This window comes from Streptomyces sp. NPDC079167 (assembly GCF_040686735.1).
GTDB lineage: Bacteria > Actinomycetota > Actinomycetes > Streptomycetales > Streptomycetaceae > Streptomyces.
Genome location: NZ_JBFBLO010000001.1, coordinates 824,457 through 841,968, shown reverse-complemented (window position 1 = coordinate 841,968; position 17,512 = coordinate 824,457). Strand labels below are relative to the sequence as shown.

The following is a 17,512-nucleotide window of genomic DNA, read 5'->3' as shown; positions in this document are numbered from 1 at the left end:
GGCCGCCCGCCCTCCTCTTCGTCAACCCGTATCCGCTTGCGCCCCCGCCACCAGCCCCTCCACCCCGTCCAGCACCCGTGCCAGGCCGAACTCGAAGAGGGCGTCCAGCTCCAGTTCGAAGCCGTCCTCATCCGAGAGCGTGGACAGCACCGGGTAGGCCGTGGCCGTCTGGATCGCGTCCATGCGCGGCTCCATCGACGTCATCCACTCGGCCGCCGTCATGCCGCTGTCCTGCCGCGCCCGGGATTCCAGCTCGGCGGCCATCGCGATGCCCTGGGCGTAGCCGAGCACCGTGAGGTGGGTGTGCAGCATCTGCTCCGGGGTGAGGCCGAGGCCCGTCAGGGCGCTCAGGACGCGCTCCAGGTACTGCATGGCGTTCGGGGAGGCCATCGGGCGGGTGATGCTGGCCATGGCGCGGGCCAGCCAGGGGTGTTGCTGGTACTGCTTCCACAGCCAGCGTGCCTCCCGCTCCAGCCGGGGGCGCCAGCCCGTCGGGCGTGGGCCGGGCGGGCCGCTGCCGAACACCGCCTCCGACATCAGCCGGACCAGTTCGCCCTTGCTCGGGACGTGGCGGTACAGGGCCATCGTGGAGGTGCCGAACTCCGTCGCGAGGCGCCGCATCGAGAGTGCGGCGAGGCCCTCCTCGTCCGCCAGCGCAATCGCCGTACGGATGACGCGTTCGCGGCTGAGCTGCCGGCCCGGCGGCATGGCGCGCTCCCGGCCGCTCTCCGCGACCACGGTGCCGATGCCGGGCACCGCCCGCACCAGGCCCTCCTGGCCGAGCGCCCCGAGGGCCTTCGTGGCCGTGGCCATCGCGACGCCCCACTCCTGCGTGATCCGGCGCGTGGAGGGGACCGCGTCACCCGGGCCGAGCTCGCCCGAGGCGATGCGGCGGCGGATCTCCCCGGCGATGCGGAGGTAGGGCGGTTCGGTGGTCATCGCGCCACCGTACTAGTGCACCTGGGGCCCCCGCACCCCTGTCAGCTGGGAGTGCGGGCCGGTGCACTAGGGAGCTGTTTGCGGTGTACGTCGCGGCCCGCTTCCGTGCTGCACATGGAGAACACACCCGGCCCCCGCGCGGGCCGCAAGGAATGGACCGCCCTCGGCGTCCTGATGCTGCCGCTGCTCCTCGTCTCGATGGACGTGTCCGTCCTCTACTTCGCCATCCCCTACATCAGCCAGGACCTGGAGCCGAGCGCCACCCAGCAGTTGTGGATCCTGGACGTGTACGGCTTCGTGCTCGCCGGCCTGCTCATCGTCATGGGCGCCCTCGGCGACCGCATCGGGCGGCGCACGCTGGTCCTCGCCGGAGCCGCCGTCTTCGGCGCGGCCTCGGTCGCCGCCGCGTACGCGCACTCCGCGGAAGTGCTCATCGGCGTACGCGCGTTGCTGGGGATCGGCGGGGCGGCCCTGATGCCCTCCACCCTCGCCCTGATCCGCAACCTCTTCCACGACGCGAAGCAGCGCGGGCAGGCGGTGACCGTCTGGACGGGCGTCATGACCACCGGTATCTCGCTGGGACCCGTCGTCAGCGGGCTGCTGCTCGAACACTTCTGGTGGGGCTCGGTGTTCATCGTCAACCTCCCCGCCATGGTGCTGCTGCTCGTGCTGGTGCCCGTCCTGGTGCCGGAGACCGCCACCACCGCCCGCGGACGGTTCGACCTGCTCGGCGCCGTGCTCTCGCTCGGTGCCCTGCTCGCGGTCATCTACGGCATCAAGGAGTGGGCCCGGCACGGTTACGAACCGCTGCCCGCGCTCTGCGTCGCCGCCGGGCTGGTGCTCGGCCTCGTCTTCGTACGCCGTCAGAAGCGCGTCGCCCACCCCCTGATCGATCTCGGCCTGCTCGGACGGCGCGCCTTCGGCGGGCCGGTGCTCGCCAACCTGCTCGCGATGTTCGCCACGGTGGGCATGGCCGTCTTCTTCACGCAGTACCTGCAGTCCGTGCTCGGCCTGAGCCCGCTCACCGCCGCGCTGTGGAGCCTCGTGCCCGCCGCGGGCGTCGCCGTCATGGCGCCGACCGGGGCCGCGCTCGCCCAGCGGACCGACCGTGCCTACGTGATGGGGGGCGGCTTTCTCGTCGCCGCCTGCGGATTCCTCTGGCTGTCCCAGCTGCGTACGGACTCGCCCCTGTGGTTCGCCCTCGCCGGCGGCTCCGTCTACGCGGGCGGCCTGGTCGCCTCCATGACCCTCGCCAACGAGCTCGCCCTGGGTGCCGCCCCGCCGGAGCGCGCCGGATCGGCGGCGGCCGTCCTGGAGTCGGGGCAGGAGCTGGGCGGAGCCCTCGGCATGGCGATCCTCGGTTCCGTCGGCGCCGCGGTCTACAGCCGGGACATGGCCGACGCCCTGCCCGCCGGGACGGCCCACGCCGACGTGGTGCGCGAGACCCTGGGCGGCGCGGCGGCGGTCGCGGCCGAGCTGCCGGCCGCGGCGGCCGAGACCGTACTGTCCGCCGCGCGTGACGCCTTCACCCACGGGCTGGGCATCGCGGCGGTCGGTGCGGCGGTGGCCATGGCGGGGGCCGGGGTGTTCTCGGCCGTCTTCCTGCGGGGCACGTCCGGACGGACGCCCGCCACGCCGCCGCCCACGGACCGCAGCCGGCCCACGGCGTCGGCACGCTGATCCAAGGGCTGACCGTAGGGAGCTCACCCGCACCGTTACGGGATGTCAGGCGCGCACCGCGGTGATCAATACACCGTCGACGGTCTGGATCTTGAGCGTGGTGCCGTCCCACGCGACGGGGAGGGGGAACGGTGTGGTGTCCACCGGTTCTCCGTCGCTGAGGCCGGACTCCGCGTCGTGCCCCCACTGCAGGGTGAGCGAGGCGTCCTCGCCGACCGTGCCCGGCATGCCGGTGGCAGCCCAGACGTTGTCCGTGCTCATGTTGTCGATCGTGAGCTGGAGTTCGTCGCCGGTGAGCGTGAAGGAGCCGACCAGGTCGCCCCCGTCGAGGTCCCAGGTGCGGCCCGTGATCTCGATCCGCCGGTACTCGTCGTTGACCTCTCCCTGTGGGCTGTAGGCGAGGTTCCACGCGCCCTGTACGAAGGCCTGGACGGCGGCCCCGGCGACGGTCGGCCTGCTGGAACCGCCGCCCCGTCCCTTGGCGCCCGAGGCGTCGTCGTCCTCCCCCTTCTTCCCGCCGCAGGCGGCCAGGGCGACGGACAGCAGACCGAGGCTGCCGTATCTGATCAGGTCCCGCCTGCGGACGGCCTTCCGCAGCTGCATGAATTCGTTCGGCATCAGTGCCCGCCCTCTCCCGGTACGGCCCCGCCGTGAGGTCCGATGGTCACGCGAAGAGCCCGGTGACGGCCTGCTTCAGGGCTTCCGCGGCGGCCGCCAGGCCGGCGACGGATCCGAGTGCGGTGCCCAGCCGGTCCAGTGCGCCGGCGAGGCGGCCCCGGTCCGGCTCGTCGGCGGCGAGTTCGTCCGCCACCTCCTCCAGCTCGCCGCGTGCCCGTGCGCGGTCGGCGTCGGGGAGCTCCCTGCCGTGCACGGCGAGCAGTTCGCGCAGCGCGGCGAGCGCCTCGCTGGGGGACAGCCCGTCCGGTGCGGTGGCCGGACCGTCGGTGGTGACGGACACCTTGGCACCCGAACCGGCGACTGTCGTACCCGAGTTGTCGATCTTTCCGCTGCCGGCCTGGTAGATGCCGATGTTCTGTTCGCCGCTCATGTCTCTCTTCTCTTCTCGCGTGGTCGACGTGTGGGACGTGGATGTCCCGGTGGACCGGTGGCCTGGTGGCCCGCCGTCACCCGCTGCCGGTGACCGAGACGGACGCGTCGGAACCGACGGCGGTGGTACCGCGGTTGACGATCGTGCCGCTGCCGGTCTGCAGGATGCCGACGTTCAGGACCTCCGACTGCCGGGCCCGGAATTCGGTGGTGTCCACGTGCTTCAGATCGAGGAAGTCGAGGATGACCTCCAGCGTCCGGCGTTCCACGACCTTGAAGTACTTGGTGCTGTCCATCCGCTGGAAGTAGTGGTGATAGCCCGAGCTCGCCCCCAGCTGGCGCACGCTGTGCCGCGCGCCCCAGTCGGTGTACGGCAGGTCACCGGCGTCGGTGTCCGGATCCGGTAGTGGCACGGTGCCGGTGGCCCGGCGCGCGGCCGCCCGGCGGGAGCGCAGGGCCCGGGGTGCGGCGGCGACCGCGCCCATGCCGCCGAGCAGCGCCTCGAGTGCCAGGGTCCGCAGCACCCGGCTGTTCACTCCGCGCGGCAGCCGGTCCGGAGCGTGGTAGGCCGCCTTCACCGGCAGGAGCTCGTAGGCGTGCAACTGGGTGTGCAGGACCCTGCCCTTGAGATCGAAGTTGAGGAAGACGGTGAGGACGAGCTCCTCCGACCAGGAACCGACCCGGACGACGAGGAACTCGCGTGCCGCGTCGTAGTGCTCGGACCGCTCCCGCGTGGACGGGCCGTCCGGCCGGGGGCCGCCGTCCTCCCCGGATGCGGGCGGATGCGGGCCGTCGGCGCGTGCGTAGAGACGGCGAGTGACCTCCAGGCCGTCCAGCCGCTGGTCCGGGTGCGAGACCTCCGTCAGCAGGTGCGTGGTGAGCCGCTCCTGTACGTAGGCCGTCAGCTCCGGGCCGGTGAAGGGGGTGATGCCGGCCGGCGTGGAAGCGGGGTCCGGGCGGGAAAGGGCGGTGGGGTGGAGGGGCGCTCCGTCCAGCAGCACGGCGAAGGACCAGGCGCGCAGCGCGTGCCCCGCGCCGACGAACGGCATGTACCCGCCGTAGTGGACGATGCCGGAGCTTCCGTCCTGCTCCTGCCGGATCTCGTCGTAGATCTCGGCATCGCTCGTGGTGCTCAGCGGCGGCTCGCCGTCGAAACCGTACCCGGCGTCCGACCGCGTGGCAGGCCTGAGATGGACCGTGGTGATCTGCCGGGTGACGATCTCGCCGACCAGGCGCGCGGCCCAGGCCGCCCACAGACCCACGACGGTGCACACCCAGAAGGCCGTCACTCCGAGCGGTCCCGCCACGACGGCGAGCACCCCGACGAGGAGCCACTGGAGAGCCGCCGCGGTGGACACGGCCGTCCGGACGCGCCGCAGCCGACGGGCGGCAAGCGCGTGGCCCAGCACGGTCGCCGCGTCGTAGCCGTAGGCGGGAGCGGCGAGGCGGTGGCGGTTGTCGAAAAGCTCCTCGATCACCCGGTCGGCGAACTCCCGGTCCACATGGGCGCCGACGGACAGCAGCCTGGTCACCTCGGACTGCGCGGAGGGGGCCCCGTCCTGGCCCCCCGGCACCGGTGACGGGTCCGGGGGCGCGGGGTCGGTGCGGTCCGGGCCGCCGGGCGGTGGTGCGGAAGACGTGGTGCGGTCAGTGCTCATGTCGATCCCCCGGGAGTTCTCGCCGGTTCACGGCGGTAGGGCTCAGAACTGGTCGGCACGCCACGAACGCAGCGCGTACGTCTCCGCGATCGGGTTCCAGGCGTCCACGAAGTCCTGCTTCGCTGTCGCTGCGGCCTCGTTCGCCTCGCCCGTGGCCAGGAGGTAGTCGGCCTGGTCGGTGACGGAGGAAGCGGAACACGAGCCGTCGTCGACAGCCGCGGCCCAGTCGGCGAAGTGGTTGTCGACGGTGGCCGAGAGTCGAAGCGCCTCCTGGAGAAGAACTTTCAGGTCGAGTCCGCGAGTGACCTGGTCGAGTGTCAGGGCGTTCACGTCGGAAGCGAGTGAACTCCGCGCCTCGGCCGCGCCGCGGAGGGCGGAGGCGTCCTGGTCGAGGCCTTGCGCCGCGCCGCACGCCGAGGCGTCGTCGACAGCCGTTTGCACACTCGTCCGGTAGTCGGCCGACTTCTCCACGATCTCGTCCAGCGCGCCCGCCTGGGCTGCCTCCTCGGCGGACGCGGTCGGCGCCGTGGAGGTGGCCGGTGTCCCGGTCGGCGGGGGCTCCTCCGCACTGCCGCCGCCCGCCGGGTCCGAGGCGGAGGACTCGGGCGCACCCGCGCTGTAGGGGGATTCGCCGCCGTCGTCGGACGGCAGATACGACCAAGGGTGTGTGGCCGGCACCAGAAGGAGGACGAGCGGCACAGCCAGAACCCTGACCAGCGTCTTTCGCACCGGTGGGGCGAGCGTACGGAGGATTTCGTCGTGCACGTACCGCACGGGACGGGGGCCTCGGCCCGGCGGAGGCGGCGCGGTGCCGGGCTCCGGGGACGTACGAGTGACCCGGCCGTCGGCACCGGGCGGATCGGCCGAGCCTGTCATCCGGTCTCCTGTCCGCTCTGTCATTGTTCGGGAGCCAGAGTGTGGCGTAGGGGTGACCTGAATGTCAGTGGATTGCGCAGATAGGGGCATATTCCGTCCTGAGAGGCGGCGATGTGGTACAAGGCCCGGTTGTCCTGCTGTCCGCCCGCTCAGGTAGCGGTCGGCAGAAGCGGGCCCGATGCTGGTTCGGTACGTGTCCACGTGTAAGGAGGCCCTGTCCCGGGCCCGAGCGGGGGTGGAGGAGCTGGATTCATGGCTGATGCGCCCCTGATGGTCGTGGACGGCGCCGGAGTGGTCACCGGGTGGAGCCGGGCGGCCGAGAGGCGCTTCGGTGCGACGACCGCCGACGCGCTGGGCCGGTACGTCATGGACGTACTGGCGGACGAAACCGGCGGCATCCGAGGTGAGGGCGACGCCTTGGGCGGGGACGGCCAGGCGCGTACGGGCCTGCGGCTGGAGCCGCTCGCGGGCGGGGGCTGGGCCGTCCGCGCCGCCGACGGGGGCCCCGGCCCCGGGGCCCTCGGGCAGGCGCTGCTGGACGTGATGTTCACCCAGGCACACGTACGCGTCCATGTCCTCGACCCGGACCTCCGCCTCCTGCGGATCAGCGACCACTCCCCGGACCCCGACACCGACGAGACCGAGCGGCTGCGCGGCCTGCCGTTCCGCGATGTGTGCGCCTTCGAGGAACCGGAGCGGGTCGAGGCGTTCGTACGGGAGGTCCTGCGCACCGGCGTGCCCGGCATCGAGCGCCCCTTCCGCGCCCGCCCCGGCGACGTGCCCGGCGGGCGGCGTACCCTCTCCCTCTCGGCGTTCCGGCTCCAGGAGGGGCACGGGGCGCGGCCGGGCCGCCACGGTGCCGTCCTGGGGGTCTCCGTCTCCGTGGCCGACGTCACCGAACAGGCGAGGCGCCAGGCCCGGGACGCGGCGCTCGACGCGGTGCGCGACAGCGTGGGCCGCACACTGGACGTCGAGGCCACCTGCCGCGACCTCGTCGACGCGCTGGTCCCCGGTTACGCCGACATCGGCGTCGTCGAGGTCGTCGACGCGGTCCTGCGCGGCGAGACCCCGCAGCCCGGACCGCTCGGCCGGGACGTGCCGCTGCGGCGGGCCGCGTTCGGAGGCGGCGACGAGCCCGCCTACCCGATCGGCGACGTGCGGGCCGTGGCCCTGGGGACGCCGTTCCAGCGTGCCCTGTCCGACCTGCGGGCCCGCGTCGTCCCGGTCGAGGACGCACCCTGGGCCGACGCCGACCCCGCGCGGGCGCGCTCCATCCGGGAGCAGCGCGCCCATACGCTCCTGCTGGCGCCGCTGACCCTGCGCGGAGCCGTCCTCGGGATGGTGAGCCTCTACCGCTGCGGCGACTCCGAGCCCTTCACCGAGGAGGACATCCCCGTGGCGACCGCGATGGCGTCCCGCGTCGCCCTCGGCATCGACAACGCCCGCCGCTACGTGCACGAGTACACCATCGCCAGCGCCCTGCAGCGCCGGCTGCTGCCCCAGCGCCCGTCCCCCCAGCCCGCCGTCGAGACGGACCACCTGCTGCTGCCCGGCGGGGGCGCGGGCAGCTGGTTCGACACGATCGCGCTGCCCGGGGCCCGCACCGCCCTCGTCATCGGGGAGGTGGCCGAGCGGGGCATCCACGCGGCCACCACCATGGGGCAGTTGCGCACCGTCGTCCACTCCCTCGCCGCACTCGACCTGGAACCCGACGAGCTGCTGGCGCGCCTGTACGACACCGCGGACCGGCTGGCACGGGAACGCGCCGACCTGCCGCAGAGCGACCCGCTGCACCGTGAGCCACTGACCGCGTCGTGCACGTACGCCGTGTACGACCCCTTCACCGAGACGTGCACCGTGGCCTCCGCCGGGCACTGCGCCCCCCTCGTCGTCGGCGCGGAGGGCGCCCTCACGGAGGCCACCGTCCCCAAGGGACCACCACTCGGCACGCAGAACCGCGAACCCGTGGCGGCGGTCACGTTCCCGGTGCCCGAGGGCAGCCTGATCGCGCTCCACAGCAACGCGCTGCAGGACCACGCCCACCCCCGTACGGGCCTGCTGGTCCAGGCGCTCTCACCGCCGGACCGGCCGCTGCGGGAACTCTGCGACGCGGTCTCCTACGCCCTGCCCGACGCCGCCGCCCTCCGCGGCTCGGCCGTGCTCCTGGCCCGCACGCACGCGATGCCCGCGGACCGGTACGCCGCCTGGGAGCTCCCGTACGACAAGACGGCCCCGGCCACCGCGCGCCGCCTCGCGTCGAAGGCGCTGGCCGGCTGGCACGTCGACGGTGACACCGGTGACGCGACCGAGCTGATCGTCAGCGAGCTGGTGACCAACGCCGTGCGCTACGGCCGCCCGCCGGTGGAGCTGCGCCTCATCCTGGACCGCGGTCTGACCTGCGAGATCCGGGACGGCAGCACCACCGCCCCGTACATGAAGTACGCCGGAGCGGTCGACGAGGGCGGGCGGGGCCTCTTCATCATTTCCCAGCTCGCCTCGCTGTGGGGCACCCGTTACGCGGCCGAGGGCAAGACCGTCTGGTCGGAGCAGGCGATCCCCGAGACGGACGTCGAGGGCGAGACCCCCGACGACGGGCCCTCCACCGGCGCGCTCCCCGACGACGAGCTCCCGGACGACCAGGGGTGAACAGGCCCCTGCCGGCTCCTACTTGTCCTCGGCCAGCGTGTGCGCGACCAGGGCGTTGGCGTGGCCGTGTCCCATGCCGTGTTCGGACTTGAGCCAGGAGACGAGCTCCATGTGCCCGGTCAGGGGCGAGGAGCGGACGAGCTCCTTCCACTCCGCGACCGGGCGGCCGTACTTCTTCTCGATCGAGGGGAAGTAGCTCGCCGGGCCCTTCACTGCTTCGGTCATGTTCTCGTCCCGTCCGTGGTTCCGTCATGAGGTCCGTGTGGCCGGTGATGATGACTGCCGGAGGGCGAAGAAGTCATCGGTGCGCGCACCACGACCTCGGGTGCGCGCACCACGACCTCGGGTACGCGCACCGCGACCTCGGCACGCGCACCACGACCTCGCGCGGAAGCTTCAGATGGAGCGGAACAAAGGGGTGCCTCCTGTCAACTCGCGTGAAATACTCCTGTGTTCAGTGACCAGTCCCTTGCGGGGCGAGAGCGACGGGGTCGATGGGGGCAGGCATGGCGGACGGGGCGGACACGGGCGTGCGGGAACAGGGGCAGGAGAGCATCGAGTTACGGATCAGCCTCAGCGGGACGCACACCCGGCGCGACGACCTCGAAGCCCTGAGCACCTGGCTGAGGAACGCGCCGGTCCTCGAGGACGCGCTGGAGCGGGACGAAGTCACCCTGGCCCGCAAGGCCTCGTTCAAGCAGGCCGAGGCGATGGGCGGGGAGCTGATCCAGGACATCATCCTGGTCGTCTCCGTCGAGGTGGCGCGCTCGGTGGCCGAGAACGCCTGGCGGTCCGTGGAGACCTGGCTGCGCAACCGGCGCCGGTTCGCCGACCCCGAGGAGAGGCCGCGGGTCACGCTGGACGGGCCGCCCGAGGGCGCCGGGTCCGACCTGAGACGCGACACCGACGAGGACGCCGCGCGGGGCGACTCCCGGGGCGACTCCCGCGTCGGTGACGGGGGCCCGGACGCGGGGCCCGGGTCCGGCGGCCCGAACCGAACGCGCGGTGGCGACGAGCCCGGAGAGGACTAGCGGGCCGTGCCGCCGTACGACGCGCGCGGCGAGGAGAACGGAGCCAAGCGTCACAGGGCCGTGCTCATCGGGGTGGAGCACTACAGGGGTGCCCGGAACGACCTGCCCTCCGTCACCACGAACCTCCGCCTCATGCGCGAGGCCCTGACTGACGAACGCACCGGCGTGCTCGCCCCGGAGGATCTCGTCGTGGTCCCACCGGACGGTGGCGGCCCTGACACCACCGTCGATCCGAACAGCGTGCGCACCGCGCTCGCCGCTGCCCGCAGGGAGGTCACCGGGCTGCTGGTGGTCTACTTCGCCGGGCACGGCATCGTGCGCCCCGACGGCAGTGACCTCAACCTGATGTTCACCGACTCGGAGGTGACCAGGGACCGGCACCATCCCTTCGTCGGCACCCTGTCCTGGGACAACGAGGTCATGGGCGTCCTGCGGAACTCCCACGCCGACTGGGTCGTCGTCATCCTCGACTGCTGCTTCGCCGGTAACGCCCTCCGCGCCTTCCAGCCGGCCGTGGGGCAGAACTTCGCCCTCCTCACCGCCGCCGAGCCCGGCGTGGAGGTCCCGCCCGGCGATCCCCGTACCGGTACGGAGTTCACGGCGGCCCTCCACCGGCTGCTGACCACCGGCAAGGGCGAGCCGGTCACCTTCACGCGGATCGTCGAGGGGATCCGTGAGGCGATGGAGCCCTTCAAGGCCGTCGACGGGCACCCGTGGATCCCGGACGAGCTCCGCCACGGCGACGACGTCGTGCTCGCCTTCGCCACGGACGCGGAACGCCCTGTGCCCCCGGTCCTTCATCCGCCGGATCCGAAGCCCCCGGAAGAGGACGAGAATCCGCAGGACCCGGAGCGGCCGCCGTGCCTCCCGGGCCGGCTGCTTTCCGGGGTGCTCAGCCGTCTGACGCGTACGGCAGCGGTGGTCCTGGCGGGTGTCGTCGCCCTCGCCGGGGCCGGTGCGTGGTACTTCCTGGGCGGGGCCTCCGGCGGCCCCTGCCCGTCGCCCCTGGAACTGCGCGTGGCCACCGACCCCGATCTGAGGGCCACCGTGCAGAAGGCCGCCGACGCCTATACCAAGCGGGACGTCGACGGCTGCCGGACCGTCGGCATCAACGTGTACGACGCCAAGGCCACCGACGCCGTGGCCGCCCTGCGGTCCTCCTCGCTCTGGCAGGAACCGCCCGCCACCTGCCCGTCCTCCGGTGACTGCCCGCGGCCCCAGCGGGACGTGGGCGCCCAGCCGGACATCTGGATCCCGGCCGCCGACAGCGCGTGGCAGCGGGCGACGGCCGACGGGGCGGGCGGCGGCACGCCCTCCACCGCGACGGCCACCGGGGACGACGGCGACGAGCCCGCGGCCGACGCCGGAAAGAGTGTGGTGGACCTCGACCGCCTGGGACCCATCGCCTATACGCCGATGGTCCTCGGCGTGCCGGACACCATGCGTCTCGCGCAGTCCCTGCAGACCGACGATCCGCTCGGCGCGATCATCTCCGGGCTGGAGGAGGACCAGACGGTCGAGATCCTGCGTCCCGACCCCGAGGACACCGAGGGGGCCCTGCTGGCGACCGACGCGCTCTACGCCTCCTCCGGGAGCGTGGGCACGCTCGAACAGAGGATGTCCCAGGTGCTGCGGCCCATGCCCTCCACCGCACGGGAACTGATGTGCGTACTGGCCGACGGTGCCCACAACGACCTGGAGGACCGGGCGGCCGTCCTCGTGCCGGAGCAGACCCTGGCGCAGTTCAACCTGTCGGCGGGCGAGCCGGGCCGGCCCTCCTGCGCGACCGAGGCACTGGCGCACCGGGTGGCCCACTACCCGTCCGACGTGCCGATGCTGGACCTCCCCTTCGTCCGGGTCACCTGGGCCGGGGCCGACCGGGACGCCGCCGCCCGCGAGGACGCCGTGAAGGACTTCTACACCTGGCTGACCACGGACGAGGACGCCCAGAGGTGCTTCACCGACGACGGCTTCCGGGGCGTCGCGAAGGGCTCCCCGGCACCGCCGACCGGGGACTCGGTGCTGGCCAACGAGGACAACACGTCGGCCGTACGCGAACAGATCCCGCAGACCGGCCCGGGAGCCGACGTCTCCACCTCACTGACCGACACCCTGGACCGCTACCGGGGAGCGCTCGGGCCCGGACGGGTGCTGTATCTCCTCGACAACTCGACCTCGATGGCCGACAAACGGGTCTGGGACGGCACCGGCGGGGCCAAGGAACTGGTGGCCCGTTCGATGAGCTCCCTGGGCGCCGGGGACTCGTACGGGGTGTGGCTGGCGGCCGTCGCCGAGGGGAAACGGGCCACGGACCGCGTTCCCTTCGGGTCTGCCTCCAGGGCCGACGCGCAGAAGACCGTCGCACGCGCGGGAACCGCCGACTTCGACGCCCGCATCGCGGCGGGCATGCGCGAGGCGCTCGGCACTCTGCGGGAACTGCCCGACGAGGAGCAGCCCCGGCTGCTCGTCCTGGTCACCGACGGCGAGGACTTTGAAGCCGTGAAGGAGAGGGAACAGCAGCGGCTGGTCACGGAGGCGGGGAGGACCCCGCTGGTCAGGATCGTGACGGTCTCGCTCCAGGACGGCGCCTGCGCACCCGGCCGGTTCGGCGAGCGGCTCGCGGAGGCGAGCGGTGGCCGCTGCCTCGATCCGGCCGACGACATCGCGGCGGAACTGACGGCGGAGGTCGCCAAGACCGGTACGGGGGACGCGGAATGACCCACTGCGACCGGCGCACCAATCACCGGAGGGGCAGGGCGGCCGTCGCCCTCACCTGCCTGCTCGCGCTCGTCTCCGCCGCCTGCACGGGAGGGCCGGGAGGGGCGCCGCAGGACGGTCAGGGGAAGCCGGCCGAAGGTCCGATCGTCGTCGCCAGCGGACTGGACGTCACCGGCTCCGGCAGCGTACGGCAGCAGCTCATAGAGGAATGGAACCGCCGCCACGCCGGGTCGAAGGCCGAACAGGCGAAGCTCGTCGAGCTGCCCGGCGGCGCCGACCAGCAGCGCAGCCAGCTCCTGGGCGCCCTCCAGTCCGGCAGCGCCCGCTACGACGTGGTGAACCTCGACATCACCTGGATCCCGGAGTTCGCCGAGGCCGGGCTCATCCGCCCGATGCCCGTCGGGGAATCCGGGGCCACAGCCGCCGAGGGCGACCTCGACTTCATCCCGCAGGTACACGCCACCACCGTCTGGAAGGACCGGTCCTACGCCCGGCCGTTCAACACGGACGTGGGGCTCCTCTACTACCGGCCCCGCCTACTGACGGCGGCCGACATCAAGGCGGACAAGCAGCCCAACGACCACTGGACGTGGGACCAGCTCTACTCCTCCGTCAAGACCCTCGGGCTGAACCCGGTCCGCCGTGACGAACGGGCCGGCTGGACCACGCAGTTGAAGCAGTACGAGGGACTGACCGTCAACACCGTCGAGGCGTTCGCCGACGCCGGGGTCGAACTCACCGACAGCGAAGGCAAGTACACCTCCGACGCCGGAAAGCTGAAGAAGGGGCTCGACACGCTCCTCGACCGCGTCGACCGGGGCCGTGTCCAGCCCGCCGCGCTCACCTCCGACGAGACGGCGTCCCTCACCGACTTCGCCGAGGGACGCGCGGTCTTCCTGCGCCACTGGCCGTACGCCTACGGGGCTCTGGGGAGCCTGATGCGCCCGCAGGACTACGCCGTGAACCGGCTGCCGGGGAAGGCCGTGCTCGGCGGGCAGAACCTCGCCGTCACCGCCGACTCGCCCCGCGCGGAGGCAGCCGGCGAGCTCATCACCTTCCTGACCTCGCCGGAGAGCGAACGCTGCCTGCTCGACGCCGGTTTCGCGGCGACCCGGGCCTCCGTCTACGGCAGCACCGCGAAGCCCTGCTGGCCCCGGGTCGCCGCCGCGCTCCGGCCGGCGGGGGACGCGCCGAAGGCGGCGGCCACGGGGGAGGGGGCGCCGCAGGGGCAGGGGGAAGACGAGCGAGCCGAGTACATCCGGATCCTCGGCGAGGCGCTGGCCGAGGCGGTGCAACGGCCGCGCACCCCCTACTACGGCGCGTTCACCCAGGTCCTGCAATCCCATGTGCACGCGCTGCTGGCCGCGGAGCGGCCCGACACCGACGAGGCCGCCGCGAAGCTCGACAAGGAGCTGCGGGACGTGTTCGCGGGGAAGTGACGGGGCTGCCCCGGAAAGGGGGCAGCCTCCCTCAGCCCGCCCCGTGGCACTCGCGGTACGAACGCCCCGAGCCGCACCAGCACGCCGCGCTCCGCGCCGGGGGCCACGGGACGGCGCGGCCACGGGCCGCCAGCGTCGTGGCGTACTGGGGGAGCAGGTCGGGGTCGGACGGGGACGCGGCCTCCGACGCGGCGAACGCCTCGTAGGAGGGGACCGTGCCCGTCACGATGCCGAGATTCGGCGTGCCCGCGGCATGCAGATCCCGCAGCGCCGCCTCCAGGCGTGCCAGGTGGTCCTGGTGCGAGAGGTACTCCTGGGCCAGCTCCGGGTAGGCCGTCAGGAGCTCCCGCAGCTCGCCCTCGGGCCAGTGCAGCACCGCGACGGGGAACGGGCGGGACAGGGCGCTGCGGTAGGTGCCCAGCTCGGCGCGGAGCCGGTTGATCTCCGCCTGCAGCTCGCCCGGGTCCGAGGAGCCGAGGGACCACAGACGCTTCGGGTCGTGCAGCTCGTCGAGAGGGACGGCGGCCGTGTGCAGCGCGTCGGCCAGCTCGTCCCACGCGTCGTGGGCGACGCCCATCAGCCTGCGCACCCGGTGCCGCCCGGTCACCAGCGACTGGGTGGCGTAGGGGACTTCCTCGCCCGGCGCGAGGAGCAGCGTCAGCGCGGTCGAGAAGAAGTCGTGGGCCGCCTCCAGCTCGTCGTGCGCTTCGAGCGTCTCCGCGGCGATCTCCCACGGTGCCGCGTCGAGCGGACCGGCGGCGCGGATGCCGTCGATGATCGCGCGGGCCTCCGCCTCGTGGCCGTACTCCCACAGGTTGGCGGCTTTGAGTGCCTTGACCAGGTGCGGGTGATCGATGGTGGTCTCGGCCGAGCCGAGCAGTTCGTCGTAGAGGGTGCTCGCGCGGGCACGCTCTCCGGCGAGCTCCAGATGGGCCGCGGCCTGGAGGAACAGCGGTTCGTGGTCCTCGGGATACTGCGCCGCGGTGCGCAGCAGGCGCTCGGCTTCGGCGATGTGGTCGGCAGGCGTGTCGGGGCGCATGGACCACACGGTACTGCGGGTCGGGTGCGAGGTGAGAGGGTGCGGGCCGGAGTGCTGGACGAAGGCCGGAGGACGCCGGGGAGAACGCCCGGGGGCCCGCTCCCGCAGGGGGAGGAGGCCCGCCGCCGTGGTGGCGGGCGGCAGCACCGCTCCTTCAGCCGCCGGCCACCGATCGTGTATAACGGCTGGAGGATACGTACGAGCGCGAAGCGACAGGGGAGGGCCGATGAACGACGACATGAACCGTGGGCGCCGTGCGGTCGCCCGGCTCCTGCGCCCCGCCGCCTTCCTCGTCCTCTTCCTCACCGAGGTCCTCCTCGCCGAGGGCGGCAGCCTCTCCGCCGCCGTCGCGCTCGCCGCCACCGCGGCCGCCGGCTCGGCGCTGCTCGTCTGCTCCGTCATCAGCGCGCGCTGCGCCGCCCCCGTACCCCGTACGAGAGTGCGCACCGCCATGCGCGACCGGGAGAAGCGCACCGCGTTCCTCCCGCAGCGTGACCCCGACGCCCGGGGACGCACCAGGCCCCGAGCGCCCGGGGCCGCCCTCCTGACGGCCGCGTAGAGGGCACCCTGCCACCACCCCTGCGCGGGCCGTCCTGCCGAGTCATTCACTCCCCGGCACGACGAGACCCCCGGAGGGCTCACCCATGTCCGCGTTCATGTCCGCATTCGCTAGCCTGGTCGGCGCATTCGCCGATCTGCTCCAGCCCCTCTTCCAAGGCGCCTCCACCGCCGCCGCGATCGTCCTCTTCACCGCGCTCGTACGGCTCGCCGTCCACCCCCTCTCGCGGGCGGCGGCGCGCGGGCAGAAGGCCCGCACCAAGCTCCAGCCGCAGATCGCCGAACTGCGCAAGAAGCACGCCAAGAACCCCGACCGGATGCAGAAGGCGCTCATGGAGCTCCACGCGAAGGAGAAGGTCTCACCGCTCTCCGGCTGCCTCCCGAGCCTCCTCCAGATGCCCGCCTTCTTCCTGCTCTACCACCTCTTCTCCAGCCGGCGGATCGGCGGCGAAGCCAACTCGCTGCTCGGCCACGAACTCCTCGGCGCCCCGCTCGGCGAACGCTGGCACGACGCGCTGGCCGACGGCGGCCCCTTCGGCCAGCAGGGGATGGTCTACCTCGCGCTCTTCGTGATCGTCGCCGCCGTCGCCACCTTCAACTACGGACGCACCAAGCGGCAGATGGCCGCCAACCCGATGACGCCGGCCACCGGCCCGGACGGACAGCCCGTGCCCGGCATGGGTGCGATGACGAAGGTCATGCCGCTGATGTCCTTCCTGACCCTCGTCTCCGTCGCGTACGTGCCGCTCGCCGCGGCCCTGTACATCGTCACGAGCACCACCTGGACCGCGATCGAGCGTGCCTTCCTCTACCGGGAGACCCCGGCCACCGAGGCCGCGGTCGCCCCCGCCGTCTAGCTAGGCGCCTCGGGTCCAGTGAGTGAACAGGGTCTTGCGGAGTGATCCGATGTCTTGGAGGATCGACCGAGCCTTTCGCTGGCCGCAACCCACCGACTGGCTCGATCGCGACCAAGGGGAGATGGACCGTTGAAGCTTCTTCGAGTGGGTACGGCGGGCTCCGAACGCCCTGCGCTGCTTGACCGGAACGGGACTTTGCGTGACCTTTCGGGCCTCGTCACCGACATCGACGGCGAGCTCCTCGCCGACGCCTCCGCACTGACACGCGTACGGGAGGCGGCGCAGACGCCCGACGTCCTGCCCCCGCTCGACGCGCAAGGCCTGCGGATCGGGCCGCCTCTGGGGCGGATCGGCAAGATCGTGTGCATCGGGCTGAACTACCACGACCACGCCGCCGAGACCGGGGCGGCGATCCCGGAGGAGCCGATCCTGTTCTTCAAGGCCCCCGACACCGTCGTCGGCCCCGAGGACACGGTGCTGGTGCCGCGCGGCAGCCGCAAGACCGACTGGGAGGTCGAGCTCGCCGTCGTGATCGGCCGCACCGCCCGCTACCTCGACTCCGCCGAGGAGGCGCTGGGACACGTCGCCGGATACGCGACCTCGCACGACGTCTCCGAGCGCGAGTTCCAGATCGAGCGCGGCGGCACCTGGGACAAGGGCAAGAACTGCGAGACCTTCAACCCGCTCGGCCCCTGGCTCGTCACGGCGGACGAGGTGCCCGACCCGCAGGCGCTGCCGCTCAGGCTGTGGGTCAACGGGGAGCTGAAGCAGGACGGCACCACGGCCGAGCAGATCTTCCCGGTCGGCGAGGTCGTGCGCTATCTCAGCCACTTCATGACGCTCTACCCGGGTGACGTCATCAACACCGGAACCCCGGCGGGCGTCGCCATGGGCCGGCCCGAGCCCAAGCCGTACCTCCGGGCGGGAGACGTCGTGGAGCTGGAGGTCGAGGGACTGGGCCGCCAGCGCCAGGAGCTCAAGCAGGCGTGACGGAGGGGTGGGCCGCCGGGCGGTCCCGGTGGCC

General features: G+C 72.7%; 15 protein-coding genes. 8 read left to right on the top strand and 7 right to left on the bottom strand.

Annotated features, from left to right (window positions below; translation table 11 throughout):
* Window positions 1-21: 21 nt before the first annotated feature.
* Entirely contained in the window at window positions 22-939 is a 918-nt protein-coding gene (locus AB0P41_RS03910; RefSeq protein ID WP_365929872.1) for a TetR/AcrR family transcriptional regulator C-terminal domain-containing protein, read from the bottom strand.
* A gap of 114 nt (window positions 940-1,053) precedes the next feature.
* On the opposite strand from AB0P41_RS03910, the gene AB0P41_RS03905 reads away from it, so the two are divergent.
* Entirely contained in the window at window positions 1,054-2,619 is a 1,566-nt protein-coding gene (locus AB0P41_RS03905; protein WP_365929870.1) for an MFS transporter, read from the top strand.
* 45 nt (window positions 2,620-2,664) lie between these two features.
* Here the strand turns inward: AB0P41_RS03905 and AB0P41_RS03900 are convergent, their stop codons facing one another.
* The 4 genes from AB0P41_RS03900 to AB0P41_RS03885 form a co-directional block, all read right to left on the bottom strand.
* Window positions 2,665-3,237: a hypothetical protein gene (locus tag AB0P41_RS03900; RefSeq protein WP_365929868.1), complete on the bottom strand. Its 573-nt coding sequence runs from the start codon at window positions 3,235-3,237 to the stop codon at window positions 2,665-2,667.
* A 46-nt stretch (window positions 3,238-3,283) separates the two neighbouring features.
* Entirely contained in the window at window positions 3,284-3,667 is a 384-nt protein-coding gene (locus AB0P41_RS03895) for a DUF5955 family protein (protein ID WP_356708449.1), read from the bottom strand.
* A gap of 76 nt (window positions 3,668-3,743) precedes the next feature.
* On the bottom strand, window positions 3,744-5,324 hold the full coding sequence (locus tag AB0P41_RS03890) for a hypothetical protein (protein ID WP_365929866.1): 1,581 nt from the start codon (window positions 5,322-5,324) through the stop codon (window positions 3,744-3,746).
* Window positions 5,325-5,366: 42 nt separating this feature from the next.
* The gene (locus tag AB0P41_RS03885) at window positions 5,367-6,089 is read right to left on the bottom strand and encodes a hypothetical protein (RefSeq protein ID WP_365929865.1); all 723 of its coding nucleotides are present in this window, start codon (window positions 6,087-6,089) and stop codon (window positions 5,367-5,369) included.
* Window positions 6,090-6,452: 363 nt separating this feature from the next.
* On the opposite strand from AB0P41_RS03885, the gene AB0P41_RS03880 reads away from it, so the two are divergent.
* Window positions 6,453-8,846, top strand: a complete 2,394-nt coding sequence (locus AB0P41_RS03880; RefSeq protein ID WP_365929863.1) for a SpoIIE family protein phosphatase — start codon at window positions 6,453-6,455, stop codon at window positions 8,844-8,846.
* 18 nt (window positions 8,847-8,864) lie between these two features.
* On the opposite strand, the gene AB0P41_RS03875 is transcribed toward AB0P41_RS03880, so the two are convergent.
* Window positions 8,865-9,071, bottom strand: a complete 207-nt coding sequence (locus tag AB0P41_RS03875) for a DUF4287 domain-containing protein (protein WP_365929861.1) — start codon at window positions 9,069-9,071, stop codon at window positions 8,865-8,867.
* Between the two features lie 281 nt (window positions 9,072-9,352).
* Here AB0P41_RS03875 and AB0P41_RS03870 point away from each other — a divergent pair, with 281 nt between their 5' ends.
* From AB0P41_RS03870 to AB0P41_RS03860, 3 genes are read left to right on the top strand one after another with little or no spacing between them, the layout of a single operon-like run.
* Entirely contained in the window at window positions 9,353-9,877 is a 525-nt protein-coding gene (locus AB0P41_RS03870; protein WP_365929860.1) for a hypothetical protein, read from the top strand.
* Between the two features lie 6 nt (window positions 9,878-9,883).
* Window positions 9,884-12,595 (top strand): VWA domain-containing protein, encoded by a 2,712-nt coding sequence (locus AB0P41_RS03865; protein WP_365929857.1) that lies wholly within the window; start codon window positions 9,884-9,886, stop codon window positions 12,593-12,595.
* Entirely contained in the window at window positions 12,592-14,034 is a 1,443-nt protein-coding gene (locus AB0P41_RS03860) for an extracellular solute-binding protein (protein ID WP_365929855.1), read from the top strand. Before AB0P41_RS03865 ends, AB0P41_RS03860 begins: the two co-directional genes overlap by 4 nt.
* Window positions 14,035-14,065: 31 nt before the next feature.
* Here the strand turns inward: AB0P41_RS03860 and AB0P41_RS03855 are convergent, their stop codons facing one another.
* On the bottom strand, window positions 14,066-15,073 hold the full coding sequence (locus AB0P41_RS03855) for an SEC-C domain-containing protein (protein WP_356708435.1): 1,008 nt from the start codon (window positions 15,071-15,073) through the stop codon (window positions 14,066-14,068).
* 226 nt (window positions 15,074-15,299) lie between these two features.
* Here AB0P41_RS03855 and AB0P41_RS03850 point away from each other — a divergent pair, with 226 nt between their 5' ends.
* From AB0P41_RS03850 to AB0P41_RS03840, 3 genes are all read left to right on the top strand, one after another.
* Window positions 15,300-15,632 carry a DUF6412 domain-containing protein gene (locus tag AB0P41_RS03850; RefSeq protein ID WP_365929853.1) on the top strand — a complete coding sequence of 111 codons (333 nt, stop codon included), beginning with the start codon at window positions 15,300-15,302 and terminating at the stop codon, window positions 15,630-15,632.
* Window positions 15,633-15,717: 85 nt separating this feature from the next.
* Window positions 15,718-16,488: a YidC/Oxa1 family membrane protein insertase gene (locus tag AB0P41_RS03845; RefSeq protein ID WP_356708432.1), complete on the top strand. Its 771-nt coding sequence runs from the start codon at window positions 15,718-15,720 to the stop codon at window positions 16,486-16,488.
* A gap of 129 nt (window positions 16,489-16,617) precedes the next feature.
* Window positions 16,618-17,478, top strand: coding sequence for a fumarylacetoacetate hydrolase family protein (locus AB0P41_RS03840; protein WP_356708430.1), 861 nt, complete (start codon window positions 16,618-16,620; stop codon window positions 17,476-17,478).
* Window positions 17,479-17,512 lie beyond the last annotated feature (34 nt).